At 54.6% G+C, this 19,119-nt stretch carries 13 protein-coding genes and 3 pseudogenes; 12 read left to right on the forward strand and 4 right to left on the reverse strand.

Translation table 11 applies throughout. The annotated features are described in order from the left end of the window. Positions 1 to 315: 315 nt before the first annotated feature. Entirely contained in the window at positions 316 to 1,896 is a 1,581-nt protein-coding gene (locus tag ACR3FE_RS18435; protein WP_458208898.1) for a hypothetical protein, read from the reverse strand. 392 nt (positions 1,897 to 2,288) lie between these two features. On the opposite strand from ACR3FE_RS18435, the gene ACR3FE_RS18440 reads away from it, so the two are divergent. The 3 genes from ACR3FE_RS18440 (at position 2,289) to ACR3FE_RS18450 (ending at position 5,822) form a co-directional block, all read left to right on the forward strand. Beyond that, entirely contained in the window at positions 2,289 to 2,534 is a 246-nt protein-coding gene (locus ACR3FE_RS18440) for an AbrB/MazE/SpoVT family DNA-binding domain-containing protein (RefSeq protein ID WP_458208899.1), read from the forward strand. Continuing rightward, positions 2,531 to 2,917, forward strand: coding sequence for a PIN domain-containing protein (locus tag ACR3FE_RS18445; protein ID WP_458208900.1), 387 nt, complete (start codon positions 2,531 to 2,533; stop codon positions 2,915 to 2,917). Before ACR3FE_RS18440 ends, ACR3FE_RS18445 begins: the two co-directional genes overlap by 4 nt. A gap of 304 nt (positions 2,918 to 3,221) precedes the next feature. Continuing rightward, the gene (locus ACR3FE_RS18450; RefSeq protein ID WP_458208901.1) at positions 3,222 to 5,822 is read left to right on the forward strand and encodes a penicillin acylase family protein; all 2,601 of its coding nucleotides are present in this window, start codon (positions 3,222 to 3,224) and stop codon (positions 5,820 to 5,822) included. 181 nt (positions 5,823 to 6,003) lie between these two features. On the opposite strand, the gene hjc is transcribed toward ACR3FE_RS18450, so the two are convergent. Continuing rightward, on the reverse strand, positions 6,004 to 6,435 hold the full coding sequence (gene hjc, locus ACR3FE_RS18455) for a Holliday junction resolvase Hjc (RefSeq protein WP_458208902.1): 432 nt from the start codon (positions 6,433 to 6,435) through the stop codon (positions 6,004 to 6,006). A gap of 313 nt (positions 6,436 to 6,748) precedes the next feature. Between hjc and ACR3FE_RS18460 the strand changes: the two genes are divergently transcribed. Further along, the gene (locus ACR3FE_RS18460; RefSeq protein WP_458208903.1) at positions 6,749 to 7,843 is read left to right on the forward strand and encodes a NosD domain-containing protein; all 1,095 of its coding nucleotides are present in this window, start codon (positions 6,749 to 6,751) and stop codon (positions 7,841 to 7,843) included. 237 nt (positions 7,844 to 8,080) lie between these two features. On the opposite strand, the gene ACR3FE_RS18465 is transcribed toward ACR3FE_RS18460, so the two are convergent. Next, entirely contained in the window at positions 8,081 to 8,269 is a 189-nt protein-coding gene (locus ACR3FE_RS18465; RefSeq protein WP_458208904.1) for a hypothetical protein, read from the reverse strand. A gap of 601 nt (positions 8,270 to 8,870) precedes the next feature. On the opposite strand from ACR3FE_RS18465, the gene ACR3FE_RS18470 reads away from it, so the two are divergent. The 6 genes and pseudogenes from ACR3FE_RS18470 to ACR3FE_RS18495 all read left to right on the forward strand — a co-directional run bounded on the left by ACR3FE_RS18470 (position 8,871) and on the right by ACR3FE_RS18495 (position 12,839). Then, positions 8,871 to 9,485 carry a thermonuclease family protein gene (locus tag ACR3FE_RS18470; RefSeq protein WP_458208905.1) on the forward strand — a complete coding sequence of 205 codons (615 nt, stop codon included), beginning with the start codon at positions 8,871 to 8,873 and terminating at the stop codon, positions 9,483 to 9,485. A 151-nt stretch (positions 9,486 to 9,636) separates the two neighbouring features. Next, positions 9,637 to 10,092: pseudogene (locus ACR3FE_RS18475) on the forward strand (thiamine pyrophosphate-dependent enzyme); the annotation flags it as partial. 135 nt (positions 10,093 to 10,227) lie between these two features. After that, positions 10,228 to 10,617: an IS200/IS605 family transposase gene (gene tnpA / locus ACR3FE_RS18480; RefSeq protein ID WP_458208906.1), complete on the forward strand. Its 390-nt coding sequence runs from the start codon at positions 10,228 to 10,230 to the stop codon at positions 10,615 to 10,617. Position 10,618: 1 nt separating this feature from the next. After that, positions 10,619 to 11,791: an RNA-guided endonuclease TnpB family protein gene (locus tag ACR3FE_RS18485; protein ID WP_458208907.1), complete on the forward strand. Its 1,173-nt coding sequence runs from the start codon at positions 10,619 to 10,621 to the stop codon at positions 11,789 to 11,791. A gap of 9 nt (positions 11,792 to 11,800) precedes the next feature. Continuing rightward, positions 11,801 to 12,469 (forward strand): annotated as a pseudogene (locus tag ACR3FE_RS18490) (thiamine pyrophosphate-dependent dehydrogenase E1 component subunit alpha); the annotation flags it as partial. Beyond that, complete coding sequence (locus ACR3FE_RS18495; protein WP_458208908.1) at positions 12,444 to 12,839, forward strand: zinc ribbon domain-containing protein; 396 nt, start codon at positions 12,444 to 12,446, stop codon at positions 12,837 to 12,839. The pseudogene ACR3FE_RS18490 and the gene ACR3FE_RS18495, both read left to right, overlap by 26 nt. Positions 12,840 to 13,578: 739 nt before the next feature. Here ACR3FE_RS18495 and ACR3FE_RS18500 read toward each other — a convergent pair. Continuing rightward, the gene (locus tag ACR3FE_RS18500; protein ID WP_458208909.1) at positions 13,579 to 14,112 is read right to left on the reverse strand and encodes a hypothetical protein; all 534 of its coding nucleotides are present in this window, start codon (positions 14,110 to 14,112) and stop codon (positions 13,579 to 13,581) included. A 151-nt stretch (positions 14,113 to 14,263) separates the two neighbouring features. Here ACR3FE_RS18500 and ACR3FE_RS18505 point away from each other — a divergent pair. Beyond that, positions 14,264 to 14,359, forward strand: a pseudogene (locus ACR3FE_RS18505) (IS5/IS1182 family transposase); the annotation flags it as partial. A 203-nt stretch (positions 14,360 to 14,562) separates the two neighbouring features. After that, positions 14,563 to 18,765 carry a galactose oxidase-like domain-containing protein gene (locus ACR3FE_RS18510; protein ID WP_458208910.1) on the forward strand — a complete coding sequence of 1,401 codons (4,203 nt, stop codon included), beginning with the start codon at positions 14,563 to 14,565 and terminating at the stop codon, positions 18,763 to 18,765. The last annotated feature ends 354 nt before the right edge of the window (positions 18,766 to 19,119 follow it).

Raw genomic sequence — 19,119 nt, forward strand, 5'->3', positions numbered from 1 at the left:
AAGCGGATTTGAACGGGTAGCGAACATAGCCAATCGGCTAAATCCGTGGGGAGAGAGCCTGCCCGTGAAATCGGCAGGTGATGACTCGCCACGGAGCGGGGGCCAGTGGCAGGCCCGCAAAGACACGTCACCGAGCGAGGAACTCCCGTCGGAGACGCGGGCTTCCGATGACAAGGGTTCGTCTAGCTCACCAGCGGTGGGAGTGGGGGCGGAGCCGGAGACCGGTGACGCGCACCCGTCTTGAAACCTCACTCCCAGTCAGTCTGGGTATTCCACCCGTGGTGGAAGCCCCGGCGTTCACGGCAGGCGAGGATGTTACCCCCCGCTGTTGCCGTTGTCCTCTGGGCAATGCACTCGGAACCAACAGATTTTGGACTTTCGTTTTTCCTTTTTACAATCGCTATCCCCGGCACTGGAGATGCTGGCACAGAATTGTCCGTCGACTTGCTCAGCAAGAACTGGCTCCTGTTCTTTACAGTCATCGAAGCAGCCACACGATTTGGAGTCGTGGTGCTTGTGGTGCTTTTTGCCGTGCTTCTCGTGGTGCTTGTGGTGCTTTTTGCCGTGCTTCTCGTGGTGCTTGTGGTGCTTTTTGCCGTGCTTCTCGTGGTGCTTGTGGTGCTTTTTGCCGTGCTTCTCGTGGTGCTTCTTGTCCTTGTGATGGTGCTTTTTCCCGTGCTTTTTGTGGTGCTTCTTGCCGTCCCAGTCGTGGTCTTTCTCTCGAGTCGCATAGCTGACGACGAATGGGAAGGGTGCACAGATCGTCACATCCTTTTTGTCACCCTCGATCGAGAACACATCCGGGTCGACCTCCTCACCGATATCGTCGTAGGTATCCGGCCACCACGTTCCGTATTTGAATTTGAACGCGATATTGAGATCCGGTGGGCACTTCGGCTCTTCTCGACACGGTGCATCGTCTGCTGTCACAAACTGATCAAATAGCACCTGCCCTTGATACTCCACAACGACACGGGTCGGATCTAGATCTCCTGGGAGTTCGACCACTGCAACGCCGTTGGCATCAACTGTCGGCGTGTACGGTTGGGTGGAATCGTCGCTAAAGGTTACTGTCACATCCAGCTCTTCACCTTCATCAATGTTCGCGGTCTGAATGGTGATCTGCGCACACGTGACCTCGACATCGGTGACTGACGGTCCCTCTCCACATGGTGCATCCGATGCCGCCACACCTGAGTCGAACAGAAGTAGCCCGTCATACTCAATCTGAACGTGTACTGGGTCAACGTCACCGGGCAATTCGACAGTTGCCTGATTATTTTGAACCTCCACATCTTCGGTCTGCGACGTTCCGTCTGAGAACTCTACGGTCACGGTAATTGAATCACCATCGGGAATGTTCGAGGTGGTAATGACTATTTCATCACAGGTGACGTCCACGTTGTCAACTGACGGGGGGTTCTCCTCCTCGCACGCGTAGAATGTCGCGTTGCTGATGTCCTGTAACATCGGTGGTTGATTGTTGACCTGTTCCAGGCAGAACGTGACGTCCCCTGTCGCGCTGTCAGGGACTTCCGCGAGGAAGCAATTCTCGCCCGCCTTGAATGTCAGGTATTCGGCACCCTCCGGGATGTCATCGGCCGCAATCGTGAAGCAAGTGCCATCGAAATCCCCCGGACTGTTATACAGGGGCGCTAAGGCAGTTGCCCCTGTACAGGGAACACATCCAATACACTGTCCCGCCTGTCCCCCTGGTGGATTCTGTGGTGGGGTACTGGCTTCATCGCAGAACGGTGCGGGGATGGGTTCGCCATCCTGTGCGATGGACGACATCGAGAGTCCACCGATCCCAGCAATGGCAATGCTCCCTGCCGTGATTCCTTTTATGTAATCTCTTCGATTAACGTTTCCGTGTTTTCGATTGGTTTCCCTCATAGTGCAACCTTCCAAAAATCAGCTTGAGGTATTGTTATGCGGCCCCTGAAGTTTGTTATTACATCGTAAGGTGTAGTTACATCCCAAATAGAGAATATAATTAAATGACATCTCTCCACTCTAACAGACGGAGATCCCCGTTTCAACGACACAATGTGCAGAGACTGGCATATCCGGTGGGTACTCAATCACGAAAGACGCTCTCTTTGAGTGTCGTTGAACGAACTCCAATATCTGATCTCCCAATCCGGCTCTGCTGATGATCTTCGACTCCGTCAGAAACCCAATGGTGAGTAGGCGGTGCTCACTCTGACATGCAAACAGGTTAATCGAGTTCCAATAAAGTCAGTTTGATGGAAACATTCTTCATTAATGCCATCGTAGTTCCCTCTATGTCAACAGAGACAGACAAGCAGGGACGATTGTACATCCCCAAAGAGGTACGGGAGAAGTACGGCGATAAGTATCATATCGTCACATACGAAGATAGGATCGAACTCATCCCGGTTGCAGATGATCCCCTTGCAGCCGTTCGCGAGGCAGCGGGTGACCTCCGTGACGCATCCATCGAGACGATTCGAGAGGAAATTGACGCAGAAGCGAAAGCCGAAGCCAAAGAGAAGGACACAGATAGATGACAGTCTACGTAGAAACGGACTTTTTGCTCGCACTTGCGAAGGATTCAGATTGGTTGCAGCAGCCGGCCGAAGCGGCCCTTGACAACTACGAGGTCGAAACGTCGGCGTTCTCGTACCTTGAACTCATCCTCGCTCGCGAACGCTACGAGTTCGATTATGTTCCATTGGTGGCGAATCTCCTCGAACTTGTTCCTGTCCGGGATGAGGAAGAGAAACAAGTCGTCTTGAAAGCCGTTAACTACTACGAGGAAGGAATGACACCGTTCGACGTCTTCCATACGGCAACAGCAGAAACACGTGGGATGGACGTGCTTTCATCCGAGCAAGACTACGAGGACATCGAGGTATCGCGAGTCCCAGTAGAACCGTCTGATGAGGAGTGATTTGGGAACTGCACACCTGAAATCTCCAACGCTCAGGTATTCCTCCGCGTGAACGCGGAGGAGGATGTCAATTCCGCTGTCTGCGGTTGGAATCCGCAGGAGAGGTCGTGCAGGTAGACTGCTGGTTGTGCACTGCTGCAAGCAGCCACAGATGCATTCTACCGACATTTGTTTGCACTCGCTCGAGCAGATCCGAAGAGACAATTTTGGACTGTGGTACTAGCAGCTATCAATATTGAATATTAGTATACACCTATTCCAACACAAAAACTTATCACGTGAACACACGTGGTAACGCACCACAATGGATGAAAAATCATTATTCACCAGTCGACGGAATTTTCTTCACGCAGGCACAGGCATTCTCGCATCAACAACGCTCTCATCGGTCACTCTCGCGTATGGACAAGGAAGCACGGCCTCTAGGGTGACGGTTAAGCGCGATAGTTACGGTGTCCCCCACGTGTATGCTACTGGGGGTGCAGAACGTCCGGCAGTTTATTTCGGACACGGATTTGCGGTTGCAGAAGACAGACTGTTTCAATTAGAGATGTATCGTCGCTTCTACCACGGTACTGTCGCCGAGATTCTCGGAGCGGGGGAGGAAGGCAAGTGGGTGGCGTTCGATCGCGAAGCGCGACGCAATCGATCGACTACCACATCGCTTGAGCTCCAAATTGAGGAGCAGCTCAACGAGGAACACCAAGCTGTCCTTGAAGCGTTTGCCAAGGGAATCAATCGATACATAGACCGTGTCGAATCAACTGACAAAGAATTTCATAAGGGGTTCTATGAGTATGATTTCCGACCGAAACGATGGACTCGCAAGGATGTTGCCGGGATCTTTGTCGCGAGTATGTCCTTTTTTAGCGACTATCAGTTGGAGACATTGAACGCTGCCGTCCTTGATGGGTTGAACAGCGAGTATACATCAGCAAAAGCCATCAACCTGTTTTCAGATCTCAATTGGGGTGATGACCCAGGTGCACCCACATCGACGGAACCCTCGACAACTGGATACACACCCCCCTACACACCTGCTGGGAATGCGAATCCAATGGCAACGTCAGAGACAGGCGAAAATAATCAACCAGCAGAGCATACCGCTCCCTCCGGCGAAAAACGGATTCCGACCGATCCACAGAAAGTTCACGAGGCTGAAATGGCTCGTCAACGGACGCTCGCGACCGGCCTTGACGCATTAGGTTTACCGTTTAAACTCGGTAGTAATGCACTAGCCGTTGCTGGGACACATACTGAGAGTGGTGACGCTCTCTTGTTCGGCGGCCCGCAGATGGGTTTTACAACGCCGTCAGTCATGTACGAGGTGGGTCTTCACGGATCGGATTTCGATATCACTGGAATCACCGTTGCCGGCTATCCATTCGTCATGTTCGGACACAATAATCACGGTGCCATTACGAGTACCGCTGGTCTCGATAACAGCATCCAGACGTTTGTCGAGACGATTCGAACCGACGGTGAACAAGCACAGTACAAGTTCCGTGAGGATTGGCACAACGTAGCGGTACACTCTGAAACGATCCCGGTCAGCGGTGCGCCAGACGCCGAGGTGACGATTCGGCGAACACGCCACGGCGTCGTCACACAATGGCGTCCTGATGAAGGTGAGGCAATCTCACAGACGAGAAGCTACGAGGGTCGCGATATGAATTCGTGGAAAGCATTCTACGAGGCCCAGTATGTGACCAATGCAGACGAGTTTGTCACTGCCGCCCAGAACTGTGATTATTCGTTGAATTTCATGTGGGCCGGTGACGATGGCGATGTGGCCTATGTCCATCTCGGTCGGTACCCCGATTGGGAGCAGGTACCGTGGGATACACGCTTCCCCGCTGATGGCACGAAATACGAACTCACCGATGCTGACTATCTACGTGCTGCTGACGGTGCTGTTCCGTTTGCAGTTACTCCATCGACGGGGTACACAGCCCAGTGGAACAATAAACCGGCACCCGGATGGAACAACGGTGACATGAGTTATGCGTGGGGAACTGATCACCGTGTTCAGCGGATAATAAACCTCGTTGAGAATCGACTTGCAACTGAGGGCGTAGTGGACTATTCATTCCTCAAGGAGATCGTCTATGACATTGCCTTCGTCGATCTCCGAGCAATTCGATATAAAGAGCCCCTTGTGGCGGCGCTTGCCGATGCTGAGTTAAGTGACATTGAACAGTCGGCGTTCAAGGCCGTGGCAGACTGGGATAACTTACGGCAAGGAGATGGGACGGACTATCTGGGAGAGTATTCTGTTGGATACACTGTCTTTGATGCATTCTTTTCTCATCTACTTGATGAAACATTCGAACCCACGTTCGGGGTGCTTGGGTCGTTGTATGGGCCGGTTCGGAGCGTCTTTTTGAACTACCGCTACGGCCGTCCAGTATTAATGCGTGCCCTCCATCCGACTGATGTGGCACTCGAACCGGCCATTGACTACTTTCATGGCAATCAGCCGACGGTGTTCCGTCAAGCCTTCCAAAAGGCGGTCGAGGATCTGCGTGCGAAGTATGGCGACGACGTTTCAACATGGCAGGCACCAGCTCGCGTCGATAACTTTGATAACATGGCCCTCTTTGGGCTGCCCATCGGTGTTGGAGACGCTGGAGAAATGCCGTTTCTTAATCGTGGTACAGAGAATCACTTTGTGCGCGTTGGTCGGACGAATGGCCAATCGAATCAGCAGTCACGTCACGACTTTTTTGCTGAGAACATCCTCCCACCAGGTAATTCGGGATACCTCTCTCCTGACGGAACAAAAGAGACACATTACGCTGATCAGCTCAAGATGTTCATCGATTTCGAATATAAGCCCCTCCGTTTTACCACCGCGGAAGTAGCTCGCGATACAGAAGTCACCGAATCGCTGCGAACAGACTGACATCCTCGAACGGCTTTCGCCGTGGGCATTTTCCTTGACTTTCTGTAACATCCTCCCGCCGTTTACGGCGTGAGAATGTGCCAGTACGCTACCACGCCCTAAAGGGAACTTGCGGGCCGAGGACACGCGGTACCGTGAACTTCCCATCGCGGGTTCCCGTGCGTTAGCGTGGGGGCGGATGTCAATTAGCGTTCCCCAAATCGTCTAGTTTGGTTTGGACGGAGTGGCCAGTGAGTTCGTCAAAATCAGTGCCAGCGGCAATTGCGGTGGCACGTTTGACGCGGTAGTTCCCGCCATCGGTGACATAGAGGTCATCCGGCAGGAAGAAATACCACTCCTCGTGATCAAAGCGTACTCCAATTCGGGGTTCAGCGCCGAAACTACGCGCGAAATACTCGAGGTCAGTGATTTCTTCGCCGTCGATGTATATCGGGTTTCCACTACTTGCTTTGGCTTCGATTGCGTAGAATACTTCTCCGTTACCAGCGAGCACGTCGGGCAACTCACGCGGGGTTGCACTCCCACTGGCTGGGGCCCGCATGACGGCGAAGCCAGCGTCATCTAGTTGATTGACGAGTTCCCGTTCCCGGTTGGCGCCTTTCTGACTCGACATCGATTTGTCTCTTGTGTCATAGTCTGTGTGCTGGGGGTATGAAGTTCATGCTGTTGCTGTGCAAATGCAATTTCTACGGATAAACAAGGTCAGAGCCCCGAGGCTTGTCTCTGATGGTGAAGCCACCCTCGAATCTACCTAAACCACTGACAGATGGGGGGTGCCAGTCATGATCGGCGGTATAGACTGTCCCGCGAAGGGTCACTGGACAGTACTCACCAATCGGCACAATTACCTCCAATCAACCTCAAACTTACCGTAGTTCGGTAATCTTCACCATAGTACTAATTTGAACTCGGTGCCTGTGTTTCGTATGGCTGTGGATATCGGTCAGAGCCAACTCCGGACTGCGATTCTTGTGAGTGGACTTGTGGTCGTCCTTGGTGTCACTACATACGCCGGTATCCACCTCGTTGGAACAGAGACCACAGACTCACAGAATGTGTCCGAGATCGATTCGTGCACAACGATCGATGAACCTGGCCGATACGAACTCACGGCGGACATCAGAGACAGCAGCGCCAACAAGTGCATTCGAATTGCGTCAAGTAACGTCGTATTCAGCGGGAACGGCCATTCGATCGACGGGACGGGAGCGTTCGGCACCGGCGGTGTGCTCGTCGGATCGTTCGATGCATCGATCTCGAATGTGACCGTTCGGAACGTGAATGTGACTGACTGGGACGATGGGATCCGCTATATCCACGTTGTGAATGGAACGGTCACAAACACAGTCACTGCGAACAATCGCGTCGGTCTCACACTACTCAGTTCGAATCAGACGACGGTTGTCAATAACACGGCCACGAAAAACGCGGTGTATGGGATATCGCTTCAGGAAACGAGTCACCACAACGCAGTGGCGAATAACACTGCAACAGCAAACTCGCTGTTTGGCATTCATCTCGTTCGGAGTGGCGTGCGAAACAATACAATCGCCTCAAACGCCGCCTCGAAAAACGAGTATGGAATCGTTCTCATTGGTGCCAACGCAAACACAGTTATCAATAATAGTGCGACCGCGAATCGGATTGCTGGCATTTGGTTATCTGAGGCAGACGATAATCGGCTTTCGAATAACACTGTCTCGAACCGATTCTACGGATTGTATCTCGGTGACCAGTCGAATCGGAATCGCCTATCAACCAATACCGCCAGCCAGAATGCCGTGGGCATTCGGCTTCTGCACAGCGATAATAATGCTATCACTGGCAATACAGTCACGGATAGTCGCGTGCAAGGAATCCTTCTGATTGCAAGTAATAATGGTCTTATCACGGACAATCAGCTATCGAATAATTCAGACGCCATCGCACTGAAACGGTCGAAAAACATTACTCGATCGACCAATTCGAGTCAAAATCGATTCGACGAGAAAATCGATGCTGGCGGTCAGCACTGGACGTGACTCGGGATGTATTGGTTGAGCAGACCACGACCCAATTGTGGGCTCGGTAGCCAGATTGAACCAGCGAGTCAAAGCTGCGGACGTCTACGAGGTGCGTGATCACTACAGGCTGAAGAGAGCGAGTGCCTTGGGGCGTGACTCTGAGGTAGTTGACTGAAATTCACGCCATTCATTCCCACTCAGAGAAGACTTATATCCGTACATAACCCATCGATATTTGGTTACAACTCCGATGAGTTATCGCTCCTTCACTAGAAGTATCTCCCTCTTGCTCGTGGCGTTGATGATAGTGTTCTCCGGCTGTATCGGCGGCACAACTGCCAACTCTGAACCCACGGCTACGGCAGCGGCTGATACGACGACAAAGATATCAACAACCGCTACCACGACAAACGGAACTTCAGTACCCCCCAACACGACTACCACAAATCGGCAGTTTGACGTCCAGATTATCAACAAACAACCGAATCCCGCTGGTTCTGCGATTCAAAATTTCGATCTTGAAGTGACTGTCGACACGCGAATGCCGGATGCAGATACAAACGGCGCTAGTGAACCAGCACTCGCCGTCAAGATTGATGGTAACTGGATTGCCGAGACGCAAGAACTACCACAAAAGCCCACTGGAACGTACACAATCCAGCTAGAGCAGCACGATCTTGAACAGTACTCTGGGACACAAACCATCCGTGTCGAACTTCTCGATAAAGACGTGTTTGGTGATGATGTGATTGCTGTCTGGGACGGTCAGGTCAAGTTCGGTGCGAAGCCAAAACCAACAGCCACGGCGACACAAGCGATAGAGACAACTGCAGCAACGGAGACCCAAGAAACGAGCACGACGACTACGCACCCACCTACTACGACTACACAACCACCACCATCCACGACAATACAGACAACCACATCTACAACAGTATCCACCACAACGAGTCCAACACTGACCACGACCCCTAAGTCGTCGGTTAATTCGGATCCGAAGACATCGTGGACGGTTGAAGTCGTACGAGTAATCGATGGCGATACGATGGAAGTACGGTTTCCAAACGGTGAAACCGATACACTCCGCCTCCTCGGAGTCGATACACCGGAAACGGATTTGTGGCGAGTGGATCCTGCTGAATTCGAAGGGATTCCAGAGACGACAGCAGGACGCGACCATCTCTTCAATTGGGGAGAGCGTGCCAGTCAATTTGCCACCGATAAACTCGACGGTGAATCGGTTCGGATTGAGATGGATCCAGAAGCCGATCGTCGTGGAAGCTACGGACGCCTGTTAGTCTACCTCTATGTTGATGGCGAGAACTTCAACCACCGATTGCTGACTGACGGCTATGCACGACTGTATGAAAGCTCGTTCTCGAAACAGAGTGACTTCGAGAGTGCTGAAGCGCACGCACAACAAGACAACGTCGGGGTGTGGAATTTCGAACGAACGACCCCGACTTCGACGACTGAAACGACTGCGGAATCCTCTGATGGCGGCGACGGAGTGAATATACCGCCACCCCCGTCAGATGGGGACTATGATTGTAGCAGCTTTGACACACAAGAACAGGCCCAAGCTGTGCTCGACGATGACCCGAGTGACCCCCACCGACTCGATGGCGACGATGACGGCATCGCATGTGAGTCACTCTAAGTCGGTGTCTTCAGTCGAATAGCGAACTTCTGACCCTTTAGGATCAGGTATTCTCCTTAAATCTCTATAAACGGAGGGCACTAATTGGGCAACTTCGTAGTTGACGGCCCGACGTTTCTTGTAGCCAGTTGAGCAACGTGCTCGATAACGAATGACAAACACAACTGAGCTATTAGCACGTAATCCGAGCGATCGGATACAAGTATTGGACGCTGACGGCCACGTTGTCACGCCAGAGCTTGTCCCCGACCTCGATGACGAGACGTTCGTGGCAATGTACCGCGATATGCAGTTTTGTCGTCGATTCGATGAGCGCGTCATCAGTTTGCAGCGACAGGGTCGCCTTGGAACCTACTCATCGCTTGCTGGCCAAGAGGGTGCACAAATCGGCTCGACGTATGCACTGGCCGACGATGATATTATCTCGTATCAATACCGCGAACACGGAGCTGTTGTCGCACGAGGGTTCCCGTGGAAACACTTGCTGTATTGGGCTGGTGATGAACACGGGAACGCAGCCCTCGCGGACAAAAACATCTTGCCACTCAATATCACCATCGGCGATCACCTCCCCCACGTCGTTGGGATGGCATGGGCAGCGAAATTACGAAAATTGAGGAGAAAGCCCACGACTTCAGTCGTGGGATGAATCCGACAATCTCGACACAATCTATCCCCGATAGCACGGCATATGGTTGATGGAATCGTAACACCTATAATTGGATACCATCCATCTATTGATGTGCCACGAGGATATAGTCGAGAACGAACGTCGGTACACAACCTCCACTACCACTTCATCTGGTGTCCGAAATACCGCAAACCAGTGTTGACAGACGAGGTTGCCGACCGCCTCGAACAACTCATCGAGGAGAAAGCCAACGAACTCGATCTCGACATCCTCCGACTGGCAATCCAACCAGACCACGTACACCTGTTCATCACAGGCAATCCGAAACTCGCCCCGAACAAAATCATCCAACAGGTCAAGGGCTACACCTCGCGGAACCTCCGCGAGGAGTTCGACTTCGGCCTTCCCTCGCTGTGGACACGTTCGTACTTCGTTTCCTCAGCGGGAGAGGTTTCGAGTCAGATCATCGAGGAATACATCGAAGCGCAGACTGGACAGTAAGATGCGTCGAGAAGTCACCACGACGGTACGGGTCAAACTCCACTCGCTCACTGAGCGGAAAGCCCGTCTTGTCGAGCGTGAATATACCGCGTTCCAAGATGCCGTTCACGGTGACGATGAAGCGAACCTCTACTCCGCCACCAACCAACAGGCGGGCAAAGTCCGCTCGAACAAGAATCCACGAGAGGACACCGAGCAACCCGTCGTCCTCCGCAACGACTGCATCACCATCGAATACGACGAGGACACAGTTCTCTCGTCTTGGTGGTTCAAACTTCCCGTCTACAATCCCGAGCGAGAACGGGGTGATAGCATCTGGGTGCCCGTCCACGTCCCCGAGAAGGACACACACTTGCTCCGTGACGAGTGCATCCGCGACTCGGAACTTGTTCACCGAGACGGGGAGTGGTACGTCCACCTTGTCTGCAAGCGGTCTGTGACCGTCGCAGACGAGTACGACGACGTACTCGCGGTTGATATGGGTGCGAAATGGATAGCCGTCAGCACGTTCCTCTCTGACCGCGATACGCAGTTCCATGGCGCGGAAGTTCGTCGTATTCGTGAACACTACAAGCAACTTCGCAAGTCCATCGGGAAAGCAAAGGTTCGCTCGGGGACACAGGTCATCGAGCGCCTCGGTGACAAGGAATCGCAGTCAGTCGAACATGAGCTGCATCAGGTGGCGAACGAACTCGTCGCCCGCGCTCGTGAACGCAACGCTGTCATCGTGTTCGGTGATATGACGGGATTGCGCTTCGACAATGACAAGGGACGGTACGTGAACGACAAGACCCACAAAATGCCGTATGCAAAGATGGCGAACATCCTCACGTACAAAGCCCACCTCAATGGGCGAGAGTGCCTGCCAGTGGAGGAATACGACACGTCTGTGACGTGTTGGCGCTGTGGCTCGCGGGACACGAGTCGTGACGTTCAGGGACGACTGGAGTGCCACGATTGTGGGTTGGACGATAATGGCGACAAGAATGGTGCGTCGAATATCGGTCAACGAGCCGTCGGTAAGAACATTCAGAGTCCGCTATCGACGGTGGGGGCTGTTGTGGCTCAGCCCGGAACGCAGGTCAAACTCAAGGGAACTAACGGTGAGATAGAACCTGCGAACTCCCCAGACGACGTGGGCCTGACTCTCAGTGAGGGAAGCCCACGACGTTAATCGTGGGAGAAGTCACGAAATGATGACAACGTGACGGTTGCACACTTCGGTGACGGTGCTACTTCGGAGGGTGATTTCCATGAGGCACTCAATTTCGCTGGCGTTTTTGACGTTCCGGCGGTGTTCATTTGCAACAACAACCAGTGGGCTATCTCTGTCCCCACAGAGCGCCAGACCGCCAGTGAAACCTTTGCACAGAAAGCTCATGCCTATGGGTTCGAAGGCGTCCAGGTCGACGGCATGGATCCACTTGCGATGTATGCCGTAACAAATGCTGCTCGCGAGAAGGCAAAACAACCGACTGACGGTCGCCCACGTCCGACTCTGATTGAGGCGGTTCAATACCGATTCGGCGCACACACGACTGCCGATGACCCCACTGTATATCGTGATCAAGCAGACGTAGAACGCTGGCGCCAGCGTGACCCACTGAGTCGGTTCGAATCGTTCCTCCGCAACACGGATCGCATTGACGACAACGAGATCAACCGCATTAATGCTGAAATCGACGATACCCTTGCAAATCTGATCGAACCGGTGGAGGCACACGATGCCGACCCAGATGAAATGTTTGACTATACGTACGCTGACCCGACTAATCGACTTTGCGATCAACGCGAGTATTTACGCTCGCTCCGTGAGAAGTACGGCGATGAAGCATTGCTACAAGATTGTTGACATCTTCCTCTGTCTGGAACTCCTTGGAATACCAGTCGACACGGTGAACCCAGAGTATACGAGTCAGCGGTGTTCCCACACAGAGTGTGATTCATGTATACGGGCGAATCGTGACGGGAAGGACTTCGAGTGTGTAGAGCGTGGCTTATCGTTGCAAGCGGATTACAACGCGGCACGAAACATCGCCTTCCAATGGTTCACGGAGAATCGAGAAGACGCTCAGCGAGACCAGTCGGGCCGAACGTGTCAGGCTGGTCGGGCCACGAGTCAGCTGGCCCTGAAGTCAGGGACGCTGTCACCGAGCGGGGAGTTCATCGCTCGAGACTGGCTGTCCACTGACAAGCCCACGACGTCAGTCGTGGGTAGCTGACCCACGGTTCATTGGAACGTTCAGGAGGCTCACGTGACACTCTCCACTGTAGCTCGCCGTTCTGCTGGAGCGCGTGCGTCGATGACGCCCTCTGCACGTTGCTGGTGCCGGGAACGTCACCTGAAGGATATCCCCATGGTCGTCCGGTGCGTCCCGCGAGATGCACAAAAATCGAGAGTAGCAACATGCCAAGGATCAGCCACCCTAAGCAGGGAAGACTGCTGGTTGCTGCCGAAAATAAGAACGGTGCGAAAATCACGAACGGGGATGGAATCGAACCACCGGGGCCACAGAGTGGCCCCCATCGACGATCCAAGTCAGAATATTGATGGTGTTTATGCCAACAAGCAACCAGTTCACGCCCCGGACACTCCCCCCTAAAGCGTGGAGACTGGTCGTGCCAAGAAGGCACGACCTGCCACGACTCAACAGGCGACATGCCATGATGGCAATCATTGGTTTTCGCACTGTGCTTGAACGGTGCAGGGACATGCGAGCGGGTTCCTGCCACGCTCGCAGTTGGTACAATGACCGCATCCAGTATTGTTATACGGCGCCTGTTACCAAAATAGCTGGACAAGAAAACGACTGGTAGAAAAATGCGTTGCTGGCCTCCGAAAAAAGTGAAAGCGCTCATCCGACTCGGGAGTATTGGACTCCTCGGCGCACTATCGACACTCATCTTTGTATTCACACGAAACAAGAAAGGACGGACTGATACGCGGGGAAAAGAAGCCGATTACCGGTGCCGCACGAAGAAACCAACCCCACACACGCCCAGGAGCCCAAACGCACCCAGCGCATACGGATTCTGCACCGGAATCCCACCACTCTTATTAGACGACTGGCGCGCGGTCGTCGTGGCCGTCGGCCCGTTCGGATCATGCCGGTCAGTTGGATCGGTGTTCAGTTCTTCGTACTCGCGCTGATCGCTGATCCCATCGCCATCGGAATCCGCGCTCTTAAAATCAGTCCCGATCGTGAGTTCCAGGCCATCCTCGAGGCCATCCGCATCCGTATCCGGCTTGGTCGGATCAGAGCTGAGCTCCATCACCTCTCGGCCATCCTCGAGGCCATCGTCATCCGTGTCTTCTTCTTTCGGATCAGTCCCCATCTGCTCCTCCTCCGCATCAGAGAGACCGTCGCCATCCGTGTCGACGCTCTCGTTCGTGGTTGTTGTCGAGTGTGCTGCTGCAGTGCTCGCCAGGAGGAGACCAATCGCCAGGAGGGCAACTCCCGCCCGCAGGATTCTTGTTATTCGTTTTTTCTCCATCTCAATCAGGGACTTCTCCCTGGCGAAATAAGCTTTCTGACGCAGCAATCGACCGCACCCACTGTTTCAGGACATCGATAGGGGGTCCAGCAGTGTGTTCTCGATGATCGGCTGGCAAGTGCTGACCAGAAATCTCCCCCTGCTGAACACGGTGGTCGCCGACAAAGGCTACGACAGCTAGTGGTTACGTGAGAAACTCCGTGAGCTTGGAATTCGTCCCTTGATCAAGCACCGAATCATCGCACCTAGAGCCGAGAGAACCGATGACTTCGTCCGCTACGCCTTTGACGTCCGAGGCCGAAAGATAGCCGTCTGGTTGAGGGAGGTTAAACACATTTCCGCAACCGGATATCTTCTCCAATCAGACCAACGGTTCAACACCCTCGCTCAACTCGGTTGAAATGTAACGAAAATATATTATACTACAGCTCGTCTTTGTCAGATGTCACCATGCCAGATCATCCCGAAGAAGTGGGACAATGGTCCGATGTAATTAAAACACCGGGAGATGCGAGGGCTATAAACGACAATGAAGGTGTCTATGCAGTCCACGGAATCTTGCTCCATACGGGGGAAGTCCTACTCTTTTCAGGGCGGCTCGAATCCGCCCAATCGTTGTACGAGGGATGGGTGTGGGAGCCAGGGGATCCCGGCCCGCCAGGATCCATTACAACTGAGGAGGAGGCAGAGGCGTTTACTGCGGACGCGGAGCGCGCCCCGTTCAATAACGAAAATCCCGAAGAACCTGAGGGCTGGCTTGACGATGAGGGCCATGCGACCGCGAGTTTCGAGCCGGGACTTGACCTGTTCTGCTCCCACCATATCCATCTGGAGGACGGCAAAGTCTTAGTCGTTGGAGGTGCCGGCGCGAACAAACCGGGTGACGCCGCTGGGCTCCCCGCAGTATACGTGTTCGACCCCGAAGCCACGCCTCCGGGGGCTGATGATGAGTACCGAAACTATTGGACAAAACTCCAGGACATGGCCCTCGGCCGCTGGTATCCGACCTCCGTTATGCTTCCGGACGGACGAGTGCTCGTCTTTTCCGGACGCCCGAATAGCGAGAAGGATGTTGACCGAGACGGAAATCCCGAGCACGGGATCAATCCCCGTGTCGAGCTCTTCGCTCCTCCGGAGTACGATCCCAGAGATCTCGGCGAAGCGCTCGATCGAGAGTTCTACATCTATCCTGGCATGCACTTAGTCCGAGGTGGCGAGATTTTTTACACAGGGACGAGCTGGCACCAGCACGGACCCGCATTCCCCACGGTTTCTTTCGAAATGACGGGACCATACGACGCTCAATGGAACCAATACAACCAACCCGGCGTCGGGGACGCCCCGCTCCTCCCGAGCTTTCCGGAACGACAAGAAGGGATGTCCGTCCTCATGCCACCCGGACAGAGCGGACAAATCCTCCTCATCGGAGGTTCACGGCGAGCCCCGGATGTCCAAGCGACGGATGACGACGGTAACCTGCTGTGGCGGATTGAGGGCGACGAGGAGCTCATCGTCGCTGCAGACCCGAATACCGGCACGGTGATTGGGATCACCGACAGGAATGGGAACCCCGTCACCGACGACGAAGGGAATCCAATCCCGGTTGGCGGGACGATCACGCCGGGAGAACACGACGACGGCGACGTGGAAGGAGGGACAGGTGCCCTTGACGGGGTCACGCACGTTGAGGCTGTGTTGGAGTGGGGCGGGCTCACCCCGGCTTCGAACCCGGCCGCCGTGGAGGTTCTCCATACCCAAGGGGAACCCGACAACCCCGCTTCCACGGACCCGACTTGGGAGACGGTCGGCGACATGAACATCGGTCCCGATCCCGACCCCGAGTCCGATCGCCCGGAGGGGGTCCGTGGCCGCGCGAACGTGAACGTCGTGTTGCTCCCCGACGGCAAGGTGTTCATCGCTGGGGGAAAGTACGACCACAAGAACGCCCCCTACGGTTTCGTGCGTAATGCAGAGATCTTTGATCCGGAAACGGGCGACTTCAAAACAGTGGCAGCTCAAGGAGCCAATCGCGGCTATCACTCGGTGACGCTCCTTCTGCCTGACGGGCGGGTTATGGCAGCGGGCGATGGTCGGACGATGGAATTCTACAACCCACCCTATCTATTTACCGAACCGGACGTACCGCGGCTCGAGATTCGGGGAATCGATGTCCCAAATGGTCCGGAAGGCCATGCACATTACGGGGGACGATTCGAGGTGCGAGTTGACGATGCCAGTCGGGTCCGGGAAACGGTTCTGATGCGGCCAGGTGCCGTCACCCATCACACTGACAGCGATCAACGGTACGTCCCCGCAAGCTTCACCCGCCGCTTCAGCGACGAGGGCGATGACGTCCTCGAGGTGACGGTACCGCACGATTCCAGCGTCATCCCGCCGGGCCACTACATGGTCTTCCTGATCGACGAGCACGACCGACCCTGCGAGCGCGCTGAGTTCGTCCGAATTTCACACCGCAAATGCGAGATCATCAACAACCGGAGCACGTTCAGTCGAGACGAAATACAGACCTACATCGACTCCGATGAGGAGCCGATCATTCAGGAGACGTTCTACGTGCATGTCGATGGTTTCCTCCCAGGCGAGTTGGAGATCGGTGACACGCTCCCAACGGGGTCTGCAATCGACTCACTACCACCCAACATGTCCCTTACGGATTCTGTCTTAGGGATGACAATCGAGCCCGAGAGGATCATTCCCGAATCGACTGACCTTGACCCCGGGCTTCGACAGCGCTTCACGTTCGTCTACAACGTCCGCTTTGAGAACCTCGAAGATTTCCCGGATGCCTCCGCTGGCGACGATTTGCGAGAGATCGGGGTAGAGTTCGAGGTAAACGGACACCGGTGTACCCAGACGCTACGCCTGATCGACCAGCCGAATCCCTACATGCTCGACGGGCCAACGCACTGGCTCAGCGTTGACTTACGTGTCTTCCGAGTGCTAGACGACGAGAAGAAGTTCGGGGAGCGGGTGGAAGGCGACCCGCATGCCTTCATTCAGCAAGTGATCGATAACCTCGAGAGTCCATCGCACGAAGGCGGGTTTGAGACGCTCCCGACTACTCAGGAGGACGCACGACTCAACCTTGCCTCCCACGAGGATGGAAAACCTGTTTGGAATTTCGCGCTGGCGCAGGTCCGGTACCGTGGGAGTCCCGGCGTCGATGCGAGCGGAGTCCGGTGCTTCTTCCGGATGTTCCAGACGGCGGTCACTAACTTTGAGTTCGATCCCGATACCACGTACCACCGGACGGAAGGGGAGAACCCGGTTCCGCTCCTTGGACAGGTCGGCGGCGAGGTCGTCACGATACCGTTCTTCGCTCATCCCCGGGCAGACGACATGTCGGAGCAGACCGTTGAGGAACGTAATTTGGAAGGAGAGGGCGAGGAGTCAATCCGGTACTTCGGGTGCTGGCTGGACATCAATCAATCAGATGCCCTACGATTCCCCGAGCGAATCGATCCGGATAATACGGGCCCGTACACTGCAACGACGGATAATCCACTACGGAGCATCCAGCAGCTCGTCGCGCGTGGCGAGCATCAGTGCCTCGTCGCAGAGGTCGACTTTCAGGATTTGTTAAAGCCTGGGGATACGCCAAGCTCGAGCGACAAGCTCTCACAGCGGAACCTTGCCTACCTTCCCTCCGATAACCCCGGGAGCGAAACCTCGAGAGTAGTTCAACACACCTTCGACCTGAAACCGAAGGTTCCAGGACGATTTGTCCGGGCACTCCTTGGGAAAGAGGAGGCGACCGAAGTTCTTACGACGAACCGCTTAGCTGCGTTTGTCCAGCGTCCATCACGGTTTACCCACGACGAACTCCAGATCTTCTGGAATGGCATTCCGAGCGGTACAGAGGTGGAACTGTTCATGCCGAACGCTGACCTCGATTCAGTCTTAGAGCTCCACCGGCGTCGATACGGCCCTGAATTCATCGAGAAGGTGGACGCGAGCACTCTCCGAGTTCAGGCCGACGGTGCGACTCATCTACCTATCGTCGGGAATACCCCGGGGAACATCGCGGGCCTCATGACCCTGCATCTTCCGGAGACGATCGTAGCCGGAGACGAGTTTCACGTCGTGGCACATCAAATCGACGGCATTCAGCGGCGAGTAGTCGGGTCGTTCGAATTCGACATTCCGGTCCAGAAGGCCGAGGAAATCGTCGGGTGGCTCTCGAACAGCTACGCTGTCCTCAAGTGGGCCGGCGAGTCAATCGCCCCCTCCAGTCGGTGGTATCCGGTATTCCAGGCATATCTCGAAGAGTTCGCGGCGCGGGTCAGGGGTCTCGGCGTTGATCCCGACGCCATTGATGCCTCACCTGCCGGGACAGGGCGGACCAGAGATGATGAGCAGCCGACAGAGCCTGAAAAACCAGTCGATACTGGGCCGCTCGTGCCGCCTCGGGGTGCACGGAGCTACACCGGTAAGGTGTCGACCGTGGTCTACGATTGTTTCGGTGACTTCGAGGGGTTCATTCTCGAGTCCTGTCCTGGGCGGCGTTCATTCCGTTCCACCGAGGAGTCGATGGAAGACGTGATCCAAAAGGCGTGTGCGGAACGGAATACGGTTACCGTGTACTGGGACGAAGATTCCGAGCGGATTCAACGCGTCGTCGTTCACTGTTGATACGGGTAGAGCCTGTTCGGTAATTATCTCTACCCATCAACCTAACGCAGTCTGCTGATTTCAGGATTGATCGATGGGAACCAGCAACTAACCGTCAATCATCACCTCGATTCCTGCCGACTGTTAGAGTAGTGATGGATTTTTGTTGGCGTTGTGCTGCTTGTTGAAATCGATACAATGTGGCGCGACATCATTTCCTCGGTGAAGCGGGTAGTGAGGTTCATCCCAACCACCACTCACCCGCTTCAACTCCTCTGATTTACCGACCTATCCTGACGCCATCTAGTGATTGAATAGAACCGTTCTGAGCGTCATCAGTTTTCACCTGTCCGACCATCAGTCCGGTAGTGGATG

The sequence above is a fragment of the Haladaptatus rarus genome (assembly GCF_054177585.1).